The organism is Nitratireductor aestuarii (assembly GCF_014641695.1).
Lineage (GTDB): Bacteria > Pseudomonadota > Alphaproteobacteria > Rhizobiales > Rhizobiaceae > Chelativorans > Chelativorans aestuarii.
Genome location: NZ_BMIF01000004.1, coordinates 1 through 23,371, shown reverse-complemented (window position 1 = coordinate 23,371; position 23,371 = coordinate 1). Strand labels below are relative to the sequence as shown.

The window sequence follows — 23,371 nt, the reverse complement described above, 5'->3', positions numbered from 1 at the left end:
AATTTAGACATTGCAGTGGCAGCAAATTGTTATGGAAATATAAAGTTTCACCACATCACTTTGGGGGATCCCCAATCGAGCGCGGAACGTGCTTTCGTTCGCAACCCGGATGCGGCATAAGAATCCGGCCCTTTGAGGATGGGGCAATGTGAGACGCATGCGCAAAGGGAGGAATTTGTGCAGGATAACTTGCCACTTTGGTCACCCACGCAGGAACAGATTGCATCCGCCCCAATCGAGCATCTTCGGCAATGGTGCGCAGATACCTTTCAGGTGAACCTCCCGGACCATGACGCTCTCCAGGCTTGGTCCGTAGACCATCCCAATGCGTTCTGGAGTGCCATTTGGGAACTCGGCGGCGTAATTGGTGAGCGTGGCGAGCGGGTGCTGGTCAATGGTGACCGGATGATCGATGCGCGTTTCTTTCCCGATGCCAAGCTCAACTTCGCGGAAAACCTTCTCCGTCGCACGGGCTCTGACGATGCTTTGATCTTCCGTGGCGAGGACAAGGTTAGTTACCGCTGGAGCTGGGACAGGCTTCATGAAGAAGTCTCCAAACTTCAGCAGGCGTTCCGTGCGCTCGGAATAGGCGAGGGCGACCGCGTCGCGGCAATGATGCCCAACATGCCCGAGACCATCGCCTGCATGCTTGCGGCAACCTCCCTCGGTGCAATCTGGTCATCCTGTTCCCCTGATTTCGGTGAGCAGGGCGTGCTTGACCGTTTCGGCCAGATAGGTCCGAAGCTGTTCGTTGCCTGCGACGGCTATTGGTACAACGGCAAGTTCCAGGACGTTGCCGAAAAGGTTCGCAAGGTTTCAGCCAAGCTCGAGTGTCCGGTCCTCGTGGTCCACTACGCCGGCGATGCGGATGCTCTGGCCGCATCGCTTCCCGATGGCCGCACCTATGGCGAGGTCACACAGGCGCACACGGCCGGTCCGGTTGAATTCGTCCGGCTCCCGTTCTCGCACCCGCTTTATATCTTGTACTCCTCCGGCACGACCGGCGTCCCGAAATGCATTGTTCATTCGGCGGGCGGCGTTCTGCTCCAGCACCTGAAGGAACACCGCTTCCACTGCGGTTTGCGCGAAGGTGAGAAGTTCTTCTACTTTACCACCTGCGGCTGGATGATGTGGAACTGGCTGGTCACTGGTCTCGCCAGTGGCGCAACGTTGTGCCTGTTCGACGGCTCGCCCTTCGCTCCCGAAGGCAAGGTGCTGTGGGACTATGCTGCAGAGGAGAAGTTTGCCGTCTTCGGAACGTCCGCGAAGTACATCGACGCTGTGCGCAAGAGCGGCCTGAAACCCCGCGAAACGCATGATCTTTCAAGCCTTCGCCTGGTCACGTCGACCGGATCGCCGCTCTCGCCGGAAGGCTTTGTCTTTGTCTATGAAGGCATAAAGCCGGGCATTCATCTGGCTTCCATGTCGGGTGGCACTGATCTCTGCGCGTGCTTCGTTTGCGGTATTCCGGTGAAGCCGGTTTGGACAGGCGAGATCCAGGGGCCGGGTCTCGGCATGGCCGTTGACGTATGGGACGACGACGGCAAGCCGGTCGTCGGCGAAAAGGGCGAACTCGTCTGTACAAAGCCGTTCCCCTCAATGCCGGTCGGCTTTTGGAACGACCCGGATGGCGCCAAGTACCGCGCTGCCTACTTCGAGCGCTTCGACAATATCTGGTGCCACGGCGACTTCGCCGAGTGGACCGAACATGGCGGCATGGTCATCCATGGCCGGTCAGACGCGACGTTGAATCCGGGCGGCGTCCGCATCGGCACGGCTGAAATCTACAACCAGGTTGAGCAACTGGAAGAAGTGTTGGAGGCCCTTTGCATCGGCCAGCAGTGGGATGATGACGTTCGCGTCGTTCTTTTCGTCCGCCTCGCGGAGAACGTGACGCTGGACGCTGCCCTCGAGCATAAGATCAGGACGAAGATCCGCACCGGCGCTTCGCCGCGTCACGTTCCGGCAAAGATCATCCAGGTGGCGGATATCCCGCGCACCAAGTCCGGCAAGATCGTTGAGCTCGCTGTGCGCGAAGTCGTCCACGGTCGCCCGGTGAAGAACAAGGAAGCGCTCGCCAACCCCGAGGCGCTGGAGCTTTTTGCCGGATTACCCCAGCTGCAGGACTAATTCCCGAGTCTCCCATCCCTGAGACATTCAGGGATGGGAATTTTGCCTTTCTCTGACTGTTGAAGCAGCAGACGCTTGCCATTTCCCTGTGACGCTCCGTAAGAGGGCGTTCACGAGAATAGTTATCCTTGGGAGCAGTCTGTTTCATGTCACTTGTGCGTTTTGAGACCAATCCGCCCTACGCAGAATTTCTCGGGATCGATATCGTGCGCAGGGAGGTAGACGGAGTAGAAGCGCACCTTCCGTTCAAGCCTGAGCTGCAGAACCGCAAGGGCGACGTGCACGGTGGCGCTATCGCCAGCTTGATCGACATGTCGCTTGGTGCTGCTTCGTATGCCGACTTGGGTACCAGCGCCGCCGCCTCAACGCTAAGCATCACTGTGAACTACCTGAATGCGGCGAAGGGCGACCTGCGCTGCTTCGCCCGCTGCGTGCGCAGAGGCCGCTCGATCCGGTTTGTCGAGGCAGAAGTTCTCGATGACAAGGATGAAGTGGTGGCGAAGGCCGTCGCAACCTTCAAGGTCTTTCCCGGCAAACCCGCTGAGTAAGCCGGCCCATCGCGTTCAAAAGGAAAGCGTGGCTCCTGTCGGAACCACCCTTTTTGCCCACCCGCCCAGGGCAACTCCGGGCAAAGCGGATGCCTACCCGGAGAAGACTGTTTGCTGATCGCGCTTAGAACGGCGAATCCGGATAGTAGAATTTTTCGGCGTTATCCTTCGTGATCAGCTCGGAACTGATGATGAATCGGCCCGACATTGGCATGCTCGACGTGAAGCGCAGTGCCGTGAGCTCGATCGCCGTGCCGATCATCGCAGGCGGATAGGTAACGTCGGCTGGAATGATCTTGTCGCCGTCCATGACGCGCTTGATCATTTCCTTCATGCCGGCGCCGCCCAGCACCCACATCTGGTCCTGACGGTTGGCCTGGTTGATCGCTTCGAGAACACCTACGGCCATGTCGTCATCCGACGCCCAGACGGCGTTGATTTCGGCATGCTTCGACAGGAAGTCCTGCATTACCTCGAAGGCGTCGTCGCGGTTCCAGTTGCCGTGCTCCATGTCGATGATCTCGATGCCCGAGCCTTCGATGGCCTGCTGGAAGGCTTCGACGCGCTCGTTGTCGATGGTGGTCGGGATACCGCGCAGCACGACGATCTTGCCGCCGTTGGGCATCTGCTGCTTGAAGAACTCACCCGAGACGCGGCCGAATGCGGTGTTGTCACCGGCAACGTAGAGGTCTTCGATGTTCTCCTGGCTGAGACCACGGTCCACGACCGTCACAAACTTGCCGGCTTCCTTGACGCGCTGGACGGGACCCGTCAGCGGCTCGGATTCAAACGGCAGCACGACCAACGCGTCGATGTTGCGCGTGGCCATCATGTCTTCGATGTCGGAGACCTGCTGGCCCGGGTCGCTTGCCGTGGAAAGCACAAAGTCCAGGTTCTCGTAGCGCTCCTCCAGCGCCTTGATGGTCTGCTGGGCGTGGAAGTTCATGCCACCGGCCCATCCATGCGTGGCGGCGGGTATGGAAACGCCGATCACCTTCGTGTCCTGCGCGAGCGCGCTTCCGGCGAATGCTATGCCGAGCGCGAGTGCACCGGCCAATGCTGATAGTTTCATGTCTCTCTCCCCTGTTGAAATTGTGAAGCGGGCTCCCGTCACCGCTCCATTTTCTTCTGCCGTTGCAGAACCACGGCCAGAATGATGATCACGCCCTGGATCGCGCCATTGAGATAGGGGCTGACCAGGTTCGCGAGATTAAGAATGTTGCCGATGAGGCTGAGGATCAGCACGCCTACGACCGTACCCCAGACGCGCCCGAAGCCGCCTTTGAGCACCGTGCCGCCGATGATCACGGCAGCGATCGCCTCGAGTTCCCACAGCACGCCGGTTGAGCTGGAGGCGGAACCCAGGCGCGGCACGTACATGATCGTGGCGATGCCTACGAGAATGCCGAGCAGGATATAGGTCATGAGCCGCACGCGATTGACGTGCACGGCCGAATAGAGGGCTACCTGCTCATTGGAACCGATCGCCGCGCAGTGCCGCCCGAAGGGCGTCTTGCGCATGATGATTTCGCCAAGGATGGCCACCGCGGCGAATACGATGATCGGCCACGCCACGCCCAGTAGGCCGTCGTAATAGACGGGGCGGTAGACCTCGCGCACGCCGTAGTCGAGCGACAGCGTACCGCCATTGGCAAGCCACGTGATGAGCGAGCGGAAGATGCCCATCGTGCCGAGCGTCACGATGAAGGCTTCAATCCGCGCCTGCGTGATGAGGAGCCCGTTCACCAGGCCGGCAGCGAAACCGACGACAATGGCCACCAGCATGCCGACGAGGATCACGCCCCAGCCTACGCCCATGCTTGGAACCAGTCCGTTCATGATCATGATCATCACGCCGGCGATGAACGCGGCCATCGAACCAACCGACAGGTCGAGCCCGCCGGAGGTTATGACGAAGGTCATGCCCACCGCGATGATGCCGATGAAGGCTGAGCGGGCGAGCACGTTGGTGACATTGCCGTAGCTGAGGAAGTTGGAGTTGAGGAATGCCCCCAGCGCAATGAGCGCCAGCAGTGCCACCACTGGTCCCCAGATGTGGAAGTCGATCCTGAAACCCTGCCGCGGGGCGGTTGAGGTTGCGCTGTCAACGGTCATGCTGCCACCTTGCCTTCGAGCCCCATTGCATGACGCACGATAAGGTCTTCATTGATTTCGTCCCCCGACAGCACGCCGGTCACGCGGCCTGAGCGCATGACGACGACACGGTGCGAGAGGCCGATTACCTCCGCCATCTCGGAAGAGATCATGATGATGCTCTTGCCCGAGGCGGCGAGATTCTGGATGAAATTGTAGATCTGCTGCTTGGTGCCGATGTCGATGCCGCGCGTCGGCTCATCGATGATGACGATCTCCGGTTCCGCCAGCATGGTCTTGGCGAGCAGCAGCTTCTGCTGGTTGCCGCCTGAAAGATTGCCGACCAGAACCGCGCGGTTTGGAGCTCGAATGTCGAACTCGGAAATCGCCTTGCCCAGCGCCTTGTCCTCGCCCTTGCTGTCAATCGCGAGGCGGCCGAAGCGATTGAGCGCCAGCAGCGTCAGGTTCTCGCGCATGCTTTTCCGAAGCAGCAGCCCACGACCTTTACGGTCCTCGGTGAGATAGACGACGCCCGCGCGCCGCGCGTCGCTGACGGTGGAAATACTCACGGGATTGCCGTTGATCTCCACTTGCCCCGCACTCTGGCGGACGCCGATAAGCCCTTCCATCAGTTCCGTACGCCCAGCGCCCACCAGCCCCGCGAAACCCAGGATCTCACCGCGTTTGAGATCGAAGCTTGCATTCGTGACGATGGAGCCGACGCTGAAATCCTTGACCGAAAGCACGGTTTCGGCATTGGCGGGGATCACCTTCGGCGGGAACAGGTTGGAGAGCTCGCGGCCGACCATGGCCTGCGCCATCTGGTCTTCCGTCATTTCGCCGGTGTTCGCCACGACCACCCGGCTGCCGTCGCGGAAGACAGTGATCCGGTCGGCGATCCGCGCCACTTCATCGAGCTTGTGCGATGTATAGAGAATGGCCGTGCCTTTTGCCTTCAGTCGCTCGATCTGACGGAACAGCACCTCGGCCTCGCGCGTAGTAAGCACGGCCGTGGGCTCGTCCATGATCAACACGCGCGCGTTACGCGACAGTGCCTTGGCAATCTCCACCATCTGCTTGTCGGAGACGGAAATATCGGACACGCGAGCGTCCGGACTGACGCGCGTTTCAAGTTCGTTGAGCAGCCGCGCTGCTTCCGCGCGCATCGCCTTCTTGTCGAGGAAAAACCCGCGCTTCAGCTCGCGCCCGAGGAAGATGTTTTCCTCCACCGTCAGCTGTTCGGCGAGGTTGAACTCCTGATGGATCAGGATGACACCCTTGTTCTCGGCCTCCTCGCTGGAGGCAAAGGTAACAGGCTTACCATTGAGCAGCACTTCACCTGAGGTTGGCGTGAGGTAGCCCGCCATGATCTTCATGATGGTTGACTTGCCCGCGCCGTTCTCGCCGATCAGCGCATGCACTTCGCCCGAATGAAGAGCGAGATCGACGCCATGCAGCACCTCCACCGGTCCGAACGACCGGCGGACGTCCTTCACTTCCAGAGCTGCGGGCTTGTCGGGCAGGGCGCTCACAACGTCACGAAGCTCCCGTTCTTCTCGGATGAGCGGACGCAGGCGTCAATGAACTTGAGGCCCGCAACGCCGTCCTCAACCGTTGGGAACACTACCTCGGCTGGCAGCTGTTCGCCGGCCTGCTTTGCGCGGATTGCGCGAGCCGCTTCCGAGTAGATATTGGCAAAGCCTTCGAGATAGCCTTCCGGGTGGCCGGAGGGGATACGGCTCATCCGGGCTGCAGCCGGACCAGCACCCGCACCATTGCGCGTGATCAGCCGCTTGGGCTCGCCGAATGGCGTGAACCAGAGCTTGTTAGGGTCTTCCTGCAGCCACTCCAGCCCGCCCTTGTCGCCATAGACGCGCAGCTTCAGGCCGTTTTCATTGCCCGGGGCCACCTGGCTTGCCCACAGCATGCCCTTCGCACCGCCTTCAAGCCGCAGCATGATATGCGCATTGTCATCGACGCGCCTGCCTGGAACGAAGCGGTGCAGATCCGCCGCAAGCTCTTCCGTTTGCAGACCTGTGACGAAGCTCAGCAGGTTGAATGCATGGGTGCCGATGTCGCCGATCGCGCCGCCAGCGCCGGAGCGGGCTGGGTCGGTGCGCCACTCAGCCTGCTTGGAGCCCGACTCTTCGGCTGCAACCGTGAGCCAGTCCTGCACATATTCCGCATGAACCACACGGATCGTGCCGAGTTCGCCATTCGCGACCATCTCGCGGGCCTGGCGGATCATCGGATAGCCCGTGTAGTTGTGGGTCAGTACGAAAAGCGCATCACTTTCGCGGGCAAGCGCAGCGAGCTTCTCGGCATCTTCGAGCGTTGATGTCATCGGCTTGTCGCAGATGACATGGATGCCGCGCCTGAGGAACGCTTCGGCCGCTGGATAGTGCATGTGATTGGGCGTCACGATGGCCACCGCCTCGATACCGTCGGGGCGTGCAGCTTCCTTCTCGGCCATTTCCTCGAACGAGCCATAGATGCGGTCACGGTCGAGCCCGAGCGCCAGCCCTGACTCGATCGAGCGTTCCGGTGTCGAGGAGAGGGCGCCCGCCACCAGCTGGTACTCATTGTCGAGCCTCGCTGCGATCCGGTGCACGGCACCGATGAACGCATCCTTTCCGCCGCCCACCATGCCGAGCCTGATGGGGCCGCTGTGAACTTCGGTAGATCCGGAAATCGTCATCAGCTTACTCCAGTCCAAGCATGCGCCGGTTCGCCGCCTCATCGGTGCCGGCGTCGGCAAAGTCGTCGAACGCCTTCTCGGTGACGCGGATGATGTGATGCTTCACGAACTCCGCGCCCTCACGTGCGCCGTCTTCCGGATGCTTTAGGCAGCATTCCCATTCGACCACGGCCCAGCCGTCGAAGTTATTGGCGGTCAGCTTGGAGAACACGGCGCCGAAATCCACCTGACCGTCACCCGGCGACCGGAAACGGCCAGCGCGGTTCACCCACGGTGCATAGCCGGAATAGACGCCCTGACGTCCGGTCGGGTTGAACTCGGCATCCTTCACATGGAACATGCGGATGCGGTCGGCATAGATGTCGATGTGATCGAGGTAGTCGAGGCACTGCAATACGAAGTGCGACGGATCGTAGAGCATGTTCGCGCGCTTGTGGTTGCCGACGCGCTCCAGGAACATCTCGAAGGTCGTGCCGTCGAAGAGATCCTCACCCGGATGGATTTCGTAGCAGACGTCGACGCCGCAATCCTCCGCATGGTTGAGGATGGGCTTCCAGCGGCGGGCAAGCTCGTCGAATGCTGTCTCGATGAGACCGGCGGGTCGCTGCGGCCACGGATAAACATAGGGCCAGGCAAGCGCGCCGGAGAAGGACACCATGGCATTGAGCCCGAGGTTCTTCGAGGCTGACAGCGCCTTCTTCACCTGATCGACGGCCCATTCCTGCCGCGCCTTGGGGTTGCCTCGCATTTCGGGAACCGTGAAGCCGTCATAGGCCACGTCATAGGCTGGGTGGGTGGCGACTAGCTGGCCCTGAAGGTGCGTCGAAAGCTCGGTAACGACAACGCCGTTCTCCTTGGCCTTGCCCGCGAACTCGTCGCAGTAATCCCTCGAGCTGGCTGCCTTGTCCAGATCGATCAGACGCGCATCCCAGCTGGGGACCTGCACGCCGATATAGCCGCAGTCACCCGCCCACTTCGTGATGGAATCCCACGAGTTGAACGGAGCTTCATCACTCGCGAATTGCGCGAGGAAAAGGGCCGGGCCCTTGATTGTCTTCATGCTGTTCCTCCAGGGAGCGCCTCCACGCTCATCGATTGTCGCAGCGCCCACAAAAAATGTTGCGATGCAGCGATGTAATCGATTGCATAAGATGAAAACACGGAATGTAATGGATTACAAGACCGACCCTGAGTTTATTGAACAGCCGATGGCATCCGATTCGGCTGAGGAGCGGATACCGCGCAAGCCATGAACAGGAACTACCCACGCATCAGGGATGTGGCAGAGGCAGCAGGCGTATCAACAGCGACCGTGAGCCGCGCGCTTTCAACGCCGGATCTGGTTTCCGAGGATACGCGTGCGATCGTGCTGAAGGCCGTCGAGGCGACGGGCTATCGTGTCAACCACGCAGCGCGGAACCTGCGCCGCCAGCAGACCGGCGGCATCGTCGTGCTGGTGCCGAACCTGGCCAATCCGTTTTTCTCGGCAATCCTCTCCGGCATCACCTCGGCCATGGCGCCATCGGGGTATAATGTGCTGATTGCCGATACCCGGCAGGGCGAGCACATCCGCGATTATCTGCACAACAACCGCGCTGACGGCTTGATCGTGCTGGACGCCAACTTGCCGGAGGATGTGCTTTCGGCAGGTGCGCCGGAGCGCCATCACCCGCCGATTGTCTTTGCCTGTGAATGGCTGGAAAACGACACGCGGCCGAAGGTGGTCATCGACAATGTCTATGGGGCAGGGCTGGCCATCGATCATCTGGTCGAGCTCGGTCATCAAAGAATCGGTCATGTAATGGGACCGCCGGACAACGTTCTGACCATCACCCGCGCCGAAGGAACCCGCAGGGCGCTGGCGAAGCATGGGCTTACGCTCCGGCCGGACTGGTTCCTGGAGGGCGACTTTTCGCTTGCCTCAGGGGCAGAAGCTGCCCGCCGCTGGCTCTGCATGGACGACCGTCCGACTGCCATGTTCTGCTCCAGCGATGCCATGGCCTGCGGCTTCATCGGCGAGCTTCACCATCGTGGCGTCCGCGTCCCGGATGACGTTTCCGTAGTCGGCTTCGACAATATTGATATCTCAGCTCATTTCGTTCCGGCGCTCACGACCATCGCCCAGCCGCGCACGCGCATCGGCGAGACGGCGGCAACATGCCTTCTGTCGCTGATGAAGGGAGAGGGCGAGGCGATCTGCCAGCCGCATGTGCTTGAAGTTGAACTGATCAAGCGTCAAAGCGCGGCAAGGCTGGGATAGGCCCCGCCCGAACAGTGGGCGGAACCTCCTGCCATAGTGCTAGAGCAGTTCAGACTTTCACAGAAACTCTGAACTGCTCTAGGTCTTTGCTTTCTCGCGGTTCCGGACGGAAAACCGGTTCCCACTTTTCCTGGAACCGCTCTAAAACGTGCGGATGATGCCGCGCACGTCCTCGTCCTTGATGTCAGCCTTCTCCTGCGCCCGTCTCCGGCTTGCCCTGAGGTCGGCCACCTGGTCCTCGCTCTGCTGCATCATGCGGAGATAACGCTTCTGCAGATCGCTGCCATCCGGCACCGCGCCGATGTTCTCGCGGATGCGAGCCTGCTCCTCGGTGATCTCCTCGATTGCGCTGGTGATGCGGTCGAGTTCGCGCCTCGCTTCCTCCTGCTCGCGGCGGGCGTCCGCCAGCTCTTCGAGCTTCTTGCGCGTATCGGGTGAGGCCGAAGAAGCCCAGTCGATGAGCAACTCCGGATTGGCATCGATCAGCGCATAGCGTTCGGCATTCACCCGCTCTTGCGTCGCTTCGACCGTGACGGTTTCGCCTGCTGGAACCTGCGCCTTCAGCCGGTAGTGGCTCTGCGTCTCCGTGTCGAGCTTGTCCGAGGTGAATGTCCATCCGGGCCTGCGGAAATGCTCGATCAGGATGGTTCGTGACGCGTCGCTCGCTCCAGCAATCCTGTAGGCGGTCTTTTCCACCTGCTTGACCGTGGCACTCAACACGCCATCGGCCACCTTCACTTCGACCACACTGCGCGACGGCTGCATATCATATTGGATGCGCACCTTGCTGTCCGTCGCAAAGCGGGCGAAGCGGCTTTCACCGGACGGGAAGGCGGTCAGCGCGGAATCTCCCGCATAACCCTGCCGCTCGTCATAGACGGTCAGGATTCCGCCGGGCAGGCTGACGCCGGTCTCGTTCTTGAGCTCGATCGCCGCCACCGGATGCTCGGTGCCATCCTCCATGCGATAGGTGGAAAGCTGGACTGCTGGCACCTTGGTGTCGAGGATAGGGATCGAGATGGTTTCGCCATCCGCAAGGTCATGCAGGCCGGGCAGTTCGAAGGTCGAGGCGATATCGCCCTCGGTGACGGCAGCTGCCTCGGCGATGCCCGCCATGTCGAATTCGGGTGCCGCTTCCAAAAGGGCGCGGCCGCCAAAGCTCTGCTGCGGCGCAGGCGCGGCCCGCGCGGCCATCGCGCCGCTATCGGCTCTGAACTTCGGCTGCTGCGTGACGGCGACATTGATCTCCTCACGCTGCCGCCACAGCGGCTCATAGAGCTCTTGCCGGAGTGTGGAAGGATTTCCGGAGGTGAGCGTGATCTTCACGTCGTCCCAGTCTTCACCCGTAGCGTTCTCAAGGATCGCCCAGGCTTGCAGCCGGGCCGTTCCATCGGCAGACGTCACAAGGCGGTAGGAAGTCTTCCAGACCGGAGCCGGGACGACATAGGTGAGCGATACGTTGCGCTCGCCCTGACCATCGATGGCGACCGAAATGCTTCGCGAGCCTTCGGCCATGCTGCGTCCGGCTTTCGCCGCCGCATCCTTGAGCTTCCGATCGATCGTCTCATCGAGGAAGCGGATGTTCGTATCGCCGCCCAGCACCAGGGTACTGATGCCGTCGACCCCGAGGAGCGAGAGCACATGTTCCACTTCGCCGTTTTCAGCCGCACGTTCCTGTACGCCCAGCACCCGGCCGGAAAGAGTCTTGCCGCTGCTGCTGGCCTCAACCTCAGCACCCTGAAGTGATGACAGCAGGCGCGGCAGGGACGCAAAGTCCTCGCGTGAGAAGGGCAGCTTGCGGAAGGTTTCGCTGATGCCGCCTGCGCCCGCGAGCGACATGTTCTTGATCGCGCCGGCTCCATCGCGCACCACGAGGCTTTTCAGGATGTCGTTCACCTGATCGGTAGGAACGTCCACCGTGATCCGGCCGTCATCGCGCACCTGAACCTGACGGCTGATCTCAGCGAGACCGCCGGATGACAGAGTGATCGTCTTGATGCGACCGTTGCTGTCCTGCGCGAGCGCCACGGCAGGAACCGCTGCCGAGACGAGAAACGCCCTGGCGAAAAGGGTGGAAATTTTCATCACGCCTCCCACAAAATCCCATCTAATCGCATGGGGGCGTCAGAGGCAATGACGGCGGGTGAGCCACCACCCGCTATGCACATGTTCGCCCTCAGGCGGTCTTTGGCAGGTTCCTCTTGGCAGCGTCTATCGCGCTTGCGTCATAGCGCAGGCGTGCTTCGTGGATCTTGCCCTGGTTGCGGAGCGCCCATTCGCCAAGCGCGTTGACCGGCTCGCGGAGCTCGTGCCCAAGCTGGGTGAGGCTGTATTCCACCTGTGGCGGGATCGTGGGGTACACGGTGCGCGTCACAAGGCCGTCGCGCTCAAGACCGCGCAGCGTGGTGCTCAGCATCTTGTGCGATATGCCGCCAATCGTTTCCCTGAGCTTGCTGAAGCGCAGAGGGCCATCCGTCAGCCGCATGACGATGAGCACAGACCATTTGTCGCCGATGCGCGACAGGATCTCGCTGATCGCGCGGCAATCCGAAGGCAGGTGCCCATTTGTGTCAGGTTTCATCGAAGTAACTCGGTTACGAAAATGTACGCTCTTGCCGAAACTCCCCCACTAACTCATATAGTGCAGGTAACCAAAAGTTACCACATTTCCGAAGGGGAGTACCATGACTACAGCAAAGCCAAAGATAGGTATAATCATTTCCACGACGCGCGAAAACCGCTTTGGTGAAAAGCCGGCGCGCTGGATCTACGAAATCGCACAGAAGCGCGGCGACATGGAGTTCGAGCTCGTCGACCTGCGCGATTATCCGATGCCGTTCTTCGATGAAGTCGCATCGCCGGCATGGGCTACGCCGACCAGTGAAGTCGCGCAGAAGTGGGCTGCCAAGATCGATAGCCTCGATGGCTTCATCTTCGTTACGGCCGAGTACAACCGTTCGCCTTCCGGCGTCCTGAAGAATGCGCTCGACTATGCCTACAACGAATTCAACCGCAAGCCTGCAGCTTATGTCGGCTACGGCGGCGTTGGTGGTGCCCGTGCCGTCGAGCAGCTTCGTCTGATCAACGTCGAACTGCAGATGGCGCCGACCCGCAGCGGCGTTCATATCGGTGGGGCTGATTTCATGGCCGTCTGGCAGCAGGGAAAGACCTTCGAGGATCTCCCGCATCTCGGCCAGTCCGCCGATACGATGCTGAACGAGCTTTCCTGGTGGGCCTATGCGCTCAAGACGGCTCGTGAGGCAGATGCCCGCAAACAGGAAGCAGCGTAAGCTTCTTCTCCAGAAGAACCACAGTTTCTGAACCGGACGACCTCCCTCGAGCCGGTTCAATCCTCCCAGGATCTGGATCTAGCGTCCAGGAGCGGGCGTCTTACGGGACGCCCTTATTCTTATCGGGACGCCGAAGCTGCCTTCGCCGGCGCAGATCTCCTGCGCCGGATGAACGGCTTGCGCACAGCTCTCCAGCCAAGCAGAACGGCGACGATCCCCGCATAGATCACGGGCTCGGCGGGCCAGCCTTTCACGCCGATGATGAAGTGCAGCGCCCCAGCGGCCGCGATCACATAGATGAGCTTGTGCAGCCGGTTCCAGTTTGCACCGAGCTTGCGGATCGACCACCGGTTGGACGTAAGGGCCAGCGGGATCATCAGGACGAGTGCCGCCATGCCGATCGTGATGAACGGTCGCTTGGCAATGTCTTCCACCACGGTTTGAAGATTCAGTGCCTGATCCAGGATCATGTAGGCGCTGAAGTGCATGAGACCGTAGTAGAAGGCCATCAGCCCGAGTGCACGCCGATACCTGAGCAGGCTGACGCCGGTGAGGTCGCGGATTGGCGTGACCATCAGCGTCAGGATCAGGAAGCGGAGCGCCCAGATGCCGAGCAGGTGTTCGAACGTTTTGACCGGGTCAGCGCCAAGCCTGCCCGTAGCGCCCTGGTAAAAGCCCCAGATGGCCGGAATGAAGGCAACCACATAGACAAGCCAGACAGGTACGCGGTTCCACAGGTCCGGCTTGCGAACGGTGCGGGCGGCAGGTGCTGTGCGATCAAGCATCAATAGAATCTGTGCAGGTTCATGCCGGAATAGAGCGATGCTACCTGCTCGCCATAGCCATTGAACATCAGGGTGTCGCGGCGTCCCGAGCCAAAGAAACTGTCCTCGCCAATCCGACGTTCGGTTGCCTGGCTCCAGCGCGGGTGATCCACTTCCGGATTGACGTTGGCATAGAACCCGTACTCGTCAGGCGCCATGAGGTTCCAGCTGGTCGGAGGCTGCTCTTCCATGAAGCTGATGCGGGTGATCGACTTGATGCCCTTGAACCCGTATTTCCACGGCACAACAAGGCGGATCGGCGCACCATTTGCGTTGGGCAGCGTCTCGCCATAGAGCCCGACCGAGAGAATCGTCAGCGGATGCATGGCCTCATCCAGCCGGAGGCCTTCCACATAGGGCCAGTCGAGCACCTGGAAGATGCCGCGCTGGCCGGGCATCTCTTCCGGTCGCAGAACACTGGTGAAGGCGACATATTTCGCTGAGCCGAGCGGCTCCACCTGCTGGAGGAGCGCCGACAGCGGGAACCCGATCCATGGAATGACCATCGACCAGGCTTCCACGCAGCGCATGCGGTAGATGCGCTCTTCGAGCGGCATCTTCTCGATAAGCTCGCTCATGTCGAACTCGCGCGGCTTGTCCACCAGCCCGTCGATCTTGACTGTCCAGGGCAGGGGCTTGAAGTCCCGCGAAGCAAGGCCTGGCGCGCCCTTTTCCGTGCCGAACTCATAAAAATTGTTGTAGGTCGTCACCGCATCCTTCGGCGTCAGCTTCTCGTCGACGCGATACTGGCTGGGCTTGGCCTGAAGCGCTGCCGCGTAGGCCTCTCCCAGAATGCCAGATGCTACGGCGGCAGCACCTGCACCGGCAATGAATTCACGTCGGCTCAGATAGAGATGCTTCGGCGTTACTTCGGAATAGGGGATTTGCGGTACGTCTCGACTCATGGTGCATCTCCGCTGTGCCCGGCTGCACAGAGCATTGTGGCCCCGGTTGCTCTCCGCAGGCCGGCTTTTCTGTTAGTTTGCACGTTTTGACATTCACCGGGCATCAAATTTGAGTGACGCTCCCCATAAATGAGAGTGCTCCTTCGCGATTTTGGAATGGATTCCCCAGTCTCTCTTTGCAATAGAAGCGGCATGACAGAAGAAAACAACATCAATCCAACCATCGTCATCTACGTCGATGCCGACGCCTGTCCGGTAAAGCCAGAGATCTATCGCGTTGCTGAACGCTACGGCATTAGGGTCGTGATCGTTGCCAACAGCTATATTGCCATCCCGAGGGACAATGATCTGGTCGAACGGGTCATCGTGCCGAGTGGTCTCGATGTTGCGGATGATTGGATAGCTGAACATTCCAGGCCCGGAAGTATTGTGATTACGGCAGATATTCCACTGGCCAGTCGCGCCATTGCTGCCGGTGCAGTCGCTATTGCACCAAATGGAAAGACCCATACCCAAAGTAATATCGGCAATACGTTGGCGACTCGCAACCTCATGGATAGCCTGCGTTCTGCCGGAGAAATCACAGGCGGACCGGCTCCATTTTCGCAGAAGGACAGGTCTGCGTTTCTATCAGCACTTGATCTTGCTGTGGTTCGGTTGAAAAGGGATGGTTTTCAGCCCTGAAGATGCGACAGATTATCTCAACGAGGTGTTTGGAGCCCTTTTGGAGGGCAGTATTTCACAGATCTGTTTAACTATTAGATGATTTGCTACTTTACACATTTGCAATCGGCGTCAAGCTGGACTAATTGCAATGCCGTGATTGGGCCCCGGAGTAATACATGACCAATAATACCAACGACGACATAGTGGTTCTAACGGCAGATATTGTTTCTGCTTATGTTGCCAACAATCCCGTTCCCCTGTCCGAGCTGTCTGGTCTGATCAGTCTGGTTCACAACTCGCTGAGCAATGTGGGCACAGCAGAAGTTGCAGAACAGGTTGAACCGCAGAAGCCGGCAGTAAATCCAAAGCGCTCGGTCTTCAACGACTACATCATCTGCCTTGAAGACGGTAAGAAGTTCAAGTCGCTGAAGCGCCACCTGACCAGCCATGGCATGACGCCGGAAGAGTATCGCAAGAAGTGGAACCTTCCTGCAGACTATCCGATGGTTGCGCCTGCTTACGCTCAGTCGCGCTCGGATCTTGCCAAGCAGATGGGCCTTGGCCGCAAGCCTGCTGCCTCAGCTGCGCAGGACGAGGCTGCACCGGCGCCGGCCCGTCGCGGCCGCCCAAAAAAGTCTGCCAGCTAAGGCATTGCACCGCCAGATGGGAACATCTGGCGGCGGCACGAAACCATGGATGGAGAGGTCGAACGTCACTGACGGAACGACCGCTCTGTCCGCTGCGAACCAGGGCGGACCCATGCCCGTCTTGGTCAGCTAACTGACCGCCGACGCTGGGTGGATGCGATTCTGAAGATACTCAGGCGCCTCAGGGCTCCTGTCTGTCGTACATCTGCCGCACCTTGGCATCCTGTGCAGCCTTTTCTGATCGGCTCAGTCTGCGCTGGCGGGATATGCCAAGCACCATCAAGAGCCCCAGAAGAACAGCTCCACCTACCAGGGTGAGTAGCCACAGGTAATCCGCAATCATCTTTGCTCTCCACGCAAGGTCTTCCCGTGGGGAATGCCTGTTGCGGAAGAGGGTTCCGTCCTTAACTCCGATCGGCCCAGGAAGCGCTCCAGGCTGCTGAATTGCGCGCCGCCCCAGCAGAGCCGATGCTCCTGACGTATGCCTCTTTGTTGCCGCGCGCTTCCGTTTAATATACGCACGTCGCTAGGGAAGGGCGTGGCATTCTTCTGCTACCGTGTATCGAATCACAGCAGCGTTTCGAACAAGAGGACGTCCTTTGCGGGCGAGATAGACCCATTCAGGAAATCTACGATATCAAGGCAGCCATCGTCTCTCACACTGGTGTATGGGAACCGCTGCTGCACGTGATCATCGGATTCCTGATCTACGTGCTGGGGCTGCTCATCCTACGCTCGCCCTGGATAGCGTTTGGAGCGGTCCTTGCTATCCAGCTCGTGAATGAAGTGAACGACTATCTGGTGAAGGGCAGGGCCTTTCTTGATATATTGCCGTCTTCGCTTCTCGATACCGCGGTGACGGTCTTCCTGCCTTTGGCGATGATCTGGCTGAGCAGCCGCGGGCGACTACGCCCTGCTCAGCCACCCTTAGAGCTTGCAACGCGAAACAATTGCCCCTGATCTTACTGTGGCAAACAACGCCAGCGGCATAATTGTGCCGAAACTTTCGTGCAGGTCGTCCTGAAGGGTGGGGCTGCGCCGATTCCATTGGATGAGCCTTTGGAAGTGAGGCGAACAACGCAAGTTCGCGGAGAGTACAAGCGTATGAAGACCACGCCGGAGCCATTGATCGACATCATCGCCGGTGCGCGGCCGAACTTCATGAAGATCGCGCCGATCATCCACGCGCTGGAAAAGCGCAAGGCAGAGGGCGGGCGTCTGCGCTACCGGCTGGTGCACACGGGCCAGCACTACGATGCGCGCATGTCGGGCGAGTTTTTCGACCAGCTTGGCATTCCGGCACCCGACGTCAATCTCGAAGCGGGCTCCGGTACCCAGGCCGAGCAGACGGCGGCGATCATGGTGCGCTACGAAAAGCTTCTGCTGGAAGCACCAGGCCAGCTCTGCCTCGTGGTTGGCGATGTCACGTCCACCATGGCCTGCTCGATTGCCGCCCAGAAGCTGAAAATCCCGGTGGCGCATGTGGAGGCCGGTATTCGCTCAGGCGACTGGGGCATGCCGGAAGAGATCAACCGCATGGTGACGGACTCCATCACCAACTGGTTCTTCACGACCAGCGATACGGCCAACGAAAACCTGCGGCGCAGCGGCGTCGAGCAAGAACGCATCTTCTTCGTCGGCAACACGATGATCGACACGCTGCTCGCCAACATGGAGCGGCTGCGCGCACCGTCCTTCTGGGATGAACTGGGTCTCACCGCAGGCGGCTATTTCGTGGTTACGCTGCACCGGCCGTCGAACGTGGATGCGGTGGCATCGTTCGAGGGCCTGTTGCATTCCATCGGAGAGGGCGCACGCGGCCTGCCGATCGTGTTCCCTGTGCATCCGCGCACGGCCAAGACGCTGAAGGAACTGCCCGGCTTGCCCGACAGCTTCCATTTCGTTGATCCGCAGCCCTATCTCGAGTTCAACTACCTGGTACGCCATGCCAAGGCTGTGATCACGGATTCTGGCGGCATCACCGAAGAGACGACCGTGATGGGCGTGCCCTGCATGACGCTCCGCGACAACACCGAGCGTCCTGAGACTGTGACAGTTGGCACCAACGAGCTTCTGGGGACGGATCCCGCAGCTCTTGCGCCAGCTCTGGAGCGGCTCTTTGCCGGCAGCTGGAAAAAAGGCAGCATCCCGGAGAAATGGGATGGCCGGACCGGCGAGCGCATCGTCGAAGCTCTGGAAGGCCTGCTCGTCAAGTAACCCCCTGAACGGCTTCAAGCATCGGCTCAGACGCGGCTGAGGTTCGTCCTAAAGGATGACCTCTCCTTATTGAAGCATGATCGCAAAATGGCCGCAGACCTGGGCCAGAACAGCCTCGGGGCTTCCATCAAATATGACTGAACGCATCTGCCCAACCGGATGCTTCAGATCATTGAAACATCTGAAACCACACATTCAAACAATGGGGCTCATATGAACCAGATCGATTCGGGAACGACCAGTCTTCAAGGAATGGTGGCCCAGAAAATCGAGACCCAGCAGGCCATTGGAGGCATCATCGGCCTTGGCTATGTGGGCCTGCCACTCGCAGCCGCGATCGGTCGCGCCGGCTTCAAGACCATCGGTTTTGACATCGACCCGGCCAAGGTCGAGCGGTTGAACGCAGGTTCCTCCTACATCGAAGCCGTCCCGTCTGAACGTCTTTCCGAATTGGTCGCGCAGGAGAAATTCCGCGCCACCTGCGATGCTTCGGAACTGGCAAAGTGCGACGTGATCATCATCTGCGTTCCCACGCCTCTGTCGAAGCAGCGCGAGCCTGACCTGAGCTACGTTGAGGCGACTGCGCGTATGATCGCCGAGCACCTGCGCGAAGGTCAGCTGATCGTTCTTGAATCGACGACCTACCCGGGCACGACCGAGGAAGTCGTGAAGCCGATCCTCGAAGCGACTGGCCTGCGCAGCGGACGCGATTTCTTCCTCGCATTCTCGCCGGAGCGCGAAGATCCGGGCAATGCCAGTTTTGTCACGACGACGATCCCGAAGGTCGTGGCAGGCGAGGGACCTGCCGCATCGGCGCTGGCGGAAGCCTTCTATAGCGCGGTCATCGAGCGCGTGGTTGTCGTCTCATCTCCGGCAACGGCAGAGGCGGTGAAGATCACGGAAAACATCTTCCGCGCCGTCAACATCGCGCTGGTGAACGAGTTGAAGGTCATCTACGACGCGATGGGCATCGACGTCTGGGAAGTGGTCGATGCGGCGGCATCAAAGCCTTTCGGCTACATGCCATTCTATCCCGGTCCGGGCCTCGGTGGCCACTGCATCCCGATTGACCCGTTCTATCTGACCTGGAAGTCGCGTGAGTATGGCCTGACGACCCGCTTCATCGAACTTGCAGGCGAGATCAACGTGGCCATGCCGCGCTATGTGATCTCCGGTCTCGAGCGTGCGCTCGACCAGCAGCTGTCGAAGTCGCTCGGTTCCGCGAAGGTCCTGCTCGTCGGCCTCGCCTACAAGAAGAACGTATCCGACATCCGCGAAAGCCCGTCGCTCGTCCTGCTTGAACTGCTTGAGAAGCGTGGCACGCACACGGACTACCATGATCCCTATGTTGCAGAAGTGCCGCGTACCCGTGAGCACGCTGAGCTGGCGGGACGTCGTTCCGTTGAGCTGACGCCGGAGGTGATCCGCTCCTACGACGCCATTCTTCTGGCGACCGATCATGACAATATCGACTATGGAACGCTCCATGAGAATGCCCGTCTGATCGTCGATACGCGCAATGCATTCGGCAAGCGCGGATATCGTTCGGAGAAGATAGTTAAGGCGTAAACTATATTTCGTGCTAAGCCTTGAAATCTGGTTATATGTTCTAAAACGAGACGTTTTTGCAACCGCTGTATTCGCAAGTTGTGCTGCGAGTAAACACCGGTTGCACCATCTGTCTCGATTGTATATGAAACATGATAATCTCTGATCAGGACAAGGGCTCGATGACTATCTATTCCAGGTCTGTACCGAAAATCGCAGGTGCGCTTGGCGCGCGTGTGGCCATTGGTTTCCTTCTTGTTGCTGGCAGCGGCGCAGGTGCGGCTTACGCACAGGAATGCGGTTGCTCCGTGTCGCTGGCGAGTCTGCCTGCGGGTCAGGTGATCGGGCAGCTCACAGCTGTTTCAGGTTCGGTAAACGTACTCGGTCCAAACGGCTGGGTCCCGGCTTCTGCTGGTACGCCTCTTTCCCTCGGGTCGCAGATTGAAACGGGTGCAGGTGGCTCTGCTTCCCTGTCCGTTGGTGGTTGTTCCGTTAGCCTGGGCGCTCAGGCTGCTGCAAACCTGGTGGCTGCGAACCAGTCCCTGTGCGTGGCGGTAAATGAGACCGCGCCGACGGGGGCTCCCGGCAATGAGGCTCTTGCTGGTGCCAGCCCGAACAATCCCGTTGTCATGGGTATTGCAGCGGGAACAGGCCTCACCTCAGCGGTGATCTCGGTCGCGACGCAGAAGGAAGATGCTCCGGCCAGTCCGTGAGGTTTTCAAGACGTCTGAACTTGTCAGATAACACAGGCTGGCATCGACAATTCGAGGCCAGCCTGGTCCAGTATCTGGACGGGAATTTCGGAAGTGTAAGCCTGTCTCCAGGAGGCGGAGCGGGAGAGGGTGGAAGGTTGAGCGCGCTTCGCAACCTGTGTGTCCCAGAGGCATGATCGATCTACATTCCCACATCCTCCCTGGATGTGATGACGGTGCCAAGGATCTTCGTACTGCCATCTCCATGGCCCGTATTGCGGTGCGCGACGGGGTGAGGATCATGGCCTGCACGCCGCACATCATGCCGGGTCTCTACAACAATGAGGCGTCGGGAATCAGGAAGCGGATTGACGATTTCCAAAAGGCTCTGGCGGAAGAAGGAATCGGGCTGAAGCTCGTCATGGGGGCTGACGTCCACGTCGCGCCGGATCTTGTCGAGAAGCTCAAGGCCGGCGTCGTGCCGACCTTGCATGGGTCGAGATACTTCCTGCTGGAACCACCGCATGAGGTTGTTCCCCCCAATTTCGAGAAGCTTGTCCATCGCCTGCTCGAGGCAGGCTACGTGCCGGTGCTGACGCATCCGGAGCGCCTTAGCTGGGCAGCTTCGCACTACGCTATCATTGACCGGGTCAACCGCGCTGGCTGTCTGATGCAGATCACCGCTTCCTCCGTCCTGGGAGGGTTTGGTCCGCGTGCGCAGACACTGGCGCTCCGCATGCTGGATGAGGGCCGGGTTGACATCCTCGCCAGCGATGCGCATGGCGATCATGGACGCGTGCCGGGTCTCTCGAAGGCCCGCCAGTTTCTCTCCGAACGTTATGGGTCGCAGCTTGCCGACACGCTGGTCATCCGCAAGCCCGCGCAAATTCTGAAGAACGAGGTTGTGGAAGTCGCTGTTCGTGACGGTGGGGGTGCTGCTTCTGTTGCTGGAAAGCCGCGCACGAAATCGGTACGACTTGGCCGCTTTGTCGGGTGGATAAAAAATGCGTGAGTTATTGAGATCCCACGTTCTGTTTGCCGGTGTCCTGGCGTGCGTCCTTGCTGTTCTGGCGGGTTGCTCGACAAGCAGCGTCATGACGCCGGAAGGCGGCACGTCGTCCGGCATGGCGAACCTTGCGCCGGGTGCGGGGGATGCAACGCTGCGCGTCGTGGCCGATCTTCCGCCTCCGCCTGCAGCGGCAAATGGCGTGGCACAGCCCGTCTCCATCTCGGACATCATCGAGGTTTCGGTCTTCCAGGTGCCGGACCTGTCGCGCACCGTGCAGGTCGATGATGCGGGCAACATCAATCTGCCGCTGATCGGCCAGGTTCCGGCAGCCGGAAAGTCGGTGCAGGCGCTGCAGCTCGACATCCAGGCCGCCTACGGCCGCAATTATCTCCAGTCGCCGAGCGTTTCGGTGCTGGTCAAGGAATCGGCTGCCCGTCGCGTGACGGTTGACGGCGAGGTGAAGCGCGCCGGCGTCTTCCCGCTGCCGACGTCCTCGTCGCTGCTGGACGCCATTGCGCTGGCCGGCGGCTTCAGCCCCGTTGCGGATCCTGCCAAGGTCTATGTCTTCCGCCAGGTGGGCGACACCAAATATGTCGCCAACTACAACGTGGACGACATTCGTCGGGGCGCACGGCCGAGCCCCTCGGTCTATGGCGGTGACGTGGTCGTTGTCTTCGCGTCGAGTTCGCGCGTCGCACTGCAGAATCTGAAGGAAGTCTTGGGCGTCGCTTCGACCGGCGCCCGGCTTGCCACTGTTCCGTGATTGAATGCTTTAAGGCTGTTTGAATGTTGGATCGACCCGGCGACGCGCTGCCAAACGACAGATATCTCGCCCAGTATGAGGGCAGCCGGCAACTTGTGGATCCGGTCAACTACCAGCCTTACGGCTATGCGGAGGCTGAGCGCGAGAGCCTGTTTGATCCGCTGAAGCTGCTGTTCCTGCTCATCCAGTACCGCTGGCTGATTGCCTTCCTGCTCGCCTGTGCGGTGGTGGTCGGCACGATCGTCACCTTCATGATGACGCCGGTCTACCAGTCGCAGGTCCGGCTGGAGATCATGACGCCATCGGCCCGCGTCTTCCAGGACCTGGAGGTGGTAAGCGAATCCTCCGACGTCCGCGCCTTCCAGACGGCGCGTGAGAAGATCATGAGCCGGGCGCTGGCGCAGCGCGTGGTCTATGAACTGGGCCTTGCCGACAAGCCTGACTTCCTCTATCCGGCGCCGAACTTCTCGCCGGTCAACATCCTGAACCGCGCCTTCGGCCTGAACCTCGGCCAGGAACTGACCGATCCGAGCCCCGAAGCTCGCGAGAATCTCGCCATCCGGCGCGTGCTGGGTGGCATGTCCGTTAATCTGGTGCCCAACACCAGCCTGCTCGCAATCTCGTTCCGCGACCAGAAGCCGGAATATGCCCGCGACGTCAGCAACCAGATTGCAAAGAGCTATATCGACCAGCGTGTCGACCAGACCGGCCAGACCTCGGAACTTGCCCGCCAGTTCATCCAGGAGCAGGTGATCCAGGTCAAGGAACGCCTGCAGGAATCCGAGAAGGCGCTGGTGGACTACGCCCGCCAATCCGGCATCTCGGTCTCCGGCGATGAAAAGTCGCTCATTGCCTCCAACATCGAATCCCTCAACGCGGCACTTTCCAAGGCGATCGAGGCCCGCCTCGACAGCGACGTGCTTGTCAGCCAGATCGAGGCCGGACGCGGCGACAGCATCGAGCAGGTGATCGGCAGCGAGCCGCTGCAGAAGATCCGCGCCAGCATCGTCGAGCTGCAGGCGGAGTATCAGCAGAAGCTTTCCACCTTCAAGCCGGGCTTCCCCGAGATGCAGCAGCTGC

23 protein-coding genes are annotated in these 23,371 nt (G+C 60.2%); 13 read left to right on the top strand and 10 right to left on the bottom strand.

Annotated features, from left to right (window positions below; all coding sequences use genetic code 11):
• The first annotated feature begins 234 nt into the window (after positions 1 to 234).
• Together IEX27_RS07955 and IEX27_RS07950 are read left to right on the top strand one after the other, a co-directional pair.
• Entirely contained in the window at positions 235 to 2,130 is a 1,896-nt protein-coding gene (locus IEX27_RS07955; RefSeq protein ID WP_373869871.1) for an acetoacetate--CoA ligase, read from the top strand.
• A 146-nt stretch (positions 2,131 to 2,276) separates the two neighbouring features.
• Positions 2,277 to 2,678, top strand: a complete 402-nt coding sequence (locus IEX27_RS07950) for a PaaI family thioesterase (protein ID WP_188720458.1) — start codon at positions 2,277 to 2,279, stop codon at positions 2,676 to 2,678.
• 124 nt (positions 2,679 to 2,802) lie between these two features.
• On the opposite strand, the gene IEX27_RS07945 is transcribed toward IEX27_RS07950, so the two are convergent.
• Genes IEX27_RS07945 through IEX27_RS07925 form a run of 5 tightly spaced genes read right to left on the bottom strand, consistent with a single transcriptional unit; the run spans position 2,803 to position 8,530 of the window.
• Positions 2,803 to 3,750, bottom strand: a complete 948-nt coding sequence (locus IEX27_RS07945; RefSeq protein WP_188720456.1) for an ABC transporter substrate-binding protein — start codon at positions 3,748 to 3,750, stop codon at positions 2,803 to 2,805.
• 38 nt (positions 3,751 to 3,788) lie between these two features.
• The gene (locus tag IEX27_RS07940) at positions 3,789 to 4,793 is read right to left on the bottom strand and encodes an ABC transporter permease (protein WP_188720454.1); all 1,005 of its coding nucleotides are present in this window, start codon (positions 4,791 to 4,793) and stop codon (positions 3,789 to 3,791) included.
• Positions 4,790 to 6,304, bottom strand: coding sequence for a sugar ABC transporter ATP-binding protein (locus IEX27_RS07935; protein WP_188720452.1), 1,515 nt, complete (start codon positions 6,302 to 6,304; stop codon positions 4,790 to 4,792). Before IEX27_RS07935 ends, IEX27_RS07940 begins: the two co-directional genes overlap by 4 nt.
• Entirely contained in the window at positions 6,301 to 7,470 is a 1,170-nt protein-coding gene (locus IEX27_RS07930; protein WP_188720451.1) for a Gfo/Idh/MocA family protein, read from the bottom strand. Before IEX27_RS07930 ends, IEX27_RS07935 begins: the two co-directional genes overlap by 4 nt.
• Before the next feature lie 4 nt (positions 7,471 to 7,474).
• A complete protein-coding gene (locus IEX27_RS07925) occupies positions 7,475 to 8,530 on the bottom strand; it encodes a sugar phosphate isomerase/epimerase family protein (RefSeq protein ID WP_188720449.1) in 1,056 nt (351 codons plus the stop codon).
• A 189-nt stretch (positions 8,531 to 8,719) separates the two neighbouring features.
• On the opposite strand from IEX27_RS07925, the gene IEX27_RS07920 reads away from it, so the two are divergent.
• Positions 8,720 to 9,730 carry a LacI family DNA-binding transcriptional regulator gene (locus IEX27_RS07920; RefSeq protein WP_188720447.1) on the top strand — a complete coding sequence of 337 codons (1,011 nt, stop codon included), beginning with the start codon at positions 8,720 to 8,722 and terminating at the stop codon, positions 9,728 to 9,730.
• A gap of 141 nt (positions 9,731 to 9,871) precedes the next feature.
• On the opposite strand, the gene IEX27_RS07915 is transcribed toward IEX27_RS07920, so the two are convergent.
• On the bottom strand, positions 9,872 to 11,815 hold the full coding sequence (locus IEX27_RS07915) for a DUF4139 domain-containing protein (RefSeq protein ID WP_188720445.1): 1,944 nt from the start codon (positions 11,813 to 11,815) through the stop codon (positions 9,872 to 9,874).
• Between the two features lie 91 nt (positions 11,816 to 11,906).
• Positions 11,907 to 12,311 carry a winged helix-turn-helix transcriptional regulator gene (locus IEX27_RS07910; protein ID WP_188720443.1) on the bottom strand — a complete coding sequence of 135 codons (405 nt, stop codon included), beginning with the start codon at positions 12,309 to 12,311 and terminating at the stop codon, positions 11,907 to 11,909.
• 103 nt (positions 12,312 to 12,414) lie between these two features.
• Here IEX27_RS07910 and IEX27_RS07905 point away from each other — a divergent pair, with 103 nt between their 5' ends.
• Positions 12,415 to 13,020, top strand: coding sequence for an NADPH-dependent FMN reductase (locus tag IEX27_RS07905; RefSeq protein WP_188720440.1), 606 nt, complete (start codon positions 12,415 to 12,417; stop codon positions 13,018 to 13,020).
• A gap of 119 nt (positions 13,021 to 13,139) precedes the next feature.
• On the opposite strand, the gene msrQ is transcribed toward IEX27_RS07905, so the two are convergent.
• Positions 13,140 to 13,805, bottom strand: a complete 666-nt coding sequence (gene msrQ / locus IEX27_RS07900; RefSeq protein WP_188720439.1) for a protein-methionine-sulfoxide reductase heme-binding subunit MsrQ — start codon at positions 13,803 to 13,805, stop codon at positions 13,140 to 13,142.
• Complete coding sequence (msrP, locus tag IEX27_RS07895; protein ID WP_188720437.1) at positions 13,805 to 14,749, bottom strand: protein-methionine-sulfoxide reductase catalytic subunit MsrP; 945 nt, start codon at positions 14,747 to 14,749, stop codon at positions 13,805 to 13,807. The genes msrQ and msrP overlap by 1 nt, the downstream gene beginning before the upstream one ends.
• 192 nt (positions 14,750 to 14,941) lie before the next feature.
• Between msrP and IEX27_RS07890 the strand changes: the two genes are divergently transcribed.
• On the top strand, positions 14,942 to 15,433 hold the full coding sequence (locus IEX27_RS07890) for a YaiI/YqxD family protein (protein ID WP_188720435.1): 492 nt from the start codon (positions 14,942 to 14,944) through the stop codon (positions 15,431 to 15,433).
• Positions 15,434 to 15,591: 158 nt separating this feature from the next.
• A complete protein-coding gene (locus IEX27_RS07885; protein ID WP_188720433.1) occupies positions 15,592 to 16,062 on the top strand; it encodes a Ros/MucR family transcriptional regulator in 471 nt (156 codons plus the stop codon).
• A gap of 181 nt (positions 16,063 to 16,243) precedes the next feature.
• Here the strand turns inward: IEX27_RS07885 and IEX27_RS07880 are convergent, their stop codons facing one another.
• Complete coding sequence (locus IEX27_RS07880; RefSeq protein ID WP_188720431.1) at positions 16,244 to 16,405, bottom strand: hypothetical protein; 162 nt, start codon at positions 16,403 to 16,405, stop codon at positions 16,244 to 16,246.
• A 344-nt stretch (positions 16,406 to 16,749) separates the two neighbouring features.
• Here IEX27_RS07880 and IEX27_RS07875 point away from each other — a divergent pair, with 344 nt between their 5' ends.
• The 7 genes from IEX27_RS07875 to IEX27_RS07845 form a co-directional block, all read left to right on the top strand.
• Entirely contained in the window at positions 16,750 to 17,022 is a 273-nt protein-coding gene (locus IEX27_RS07875) for a hypothetical protein (protein WP_188720430.1), read from the top strand.
• Positions 17,023 to 17,166: 144 nt separating this feature from the next.
• Entirely contained in the window at positions 17,167 to 18,279 is a 1,113-nt protein-coding gene (wecB, locus tag IEX27_RS07870; protein ID WP_188720428.1) for a non-hydrolyzing UDP-N-acetylglucosamine 2-epimerase, read from the top strand.
• 213 nt (positions 18,280 to 18,492) lie between these two features.
• On the top strand, positions 18,493 to 19,848 hold the full coding sequence (locus tag IEX27_RS07865; RefSeq protein ID WP_244630282.1) for a nucleotide sugar dehydrogenase: 1,356 nt from the start codon (positions 18,493 to 18,495) through the stop codon (positions 19,846 to 19,848).
• A gap of 161 nt (positions 19,849 to 20,009) precedes the next feature.
• Positions 20,010 to 20,540 carry a FecR family protein gene (locus IEX27_RS07860; RefSeq protein ID WP_188720426.1) on the top strand — a complete coding sequence of 177 codons (531 nt, stop codon included), beginning with the start codon at positions 20,010 to 20,012 and terminating at the stop codon, positions 20,538 to 20,540.
• A gap of 172 nt (positions 20,541 to 20,712) precedes the next feature.
• Positions 20,713 to 21,531, top strand: a complete 819-nt coding sequence (locus IEX27_RS07855; RefSeq protein ID WP_188720424.1) for a tyrosine-protein phosphatase — start codon at positions 20,713 to 20,715, stop codon at positions 21,529 to 21,531.
• The gene (locus IEX27_RS07850) at positions 21,524 to 22,291 is read left to right on the top strand and encodes a polysaccharide biosynthesis/export family protein (RefSeq protein WP_188720422.1); all 768 of its coding nucleotides are present in this window, start codon (positions 21,524 to 21,526) and stop codon (positions 22,289 to 22,291) included. The genes IEX27_RS07855 and IEX27_RS07850 overlap by 8 nt, the downstream gene beginning before the upstream one ends.
• A gap of 23 nt (positions 22,292 to 22,314) precedes the next feature.
• A partial coding sequence (locus IEX27_RS07845; RefSeq protein ID WP_244630281.1) for a GumC family protein occupies positions 22,315 to 23,371 on the top strand: 1,057 nt, incomplete at its 3' end.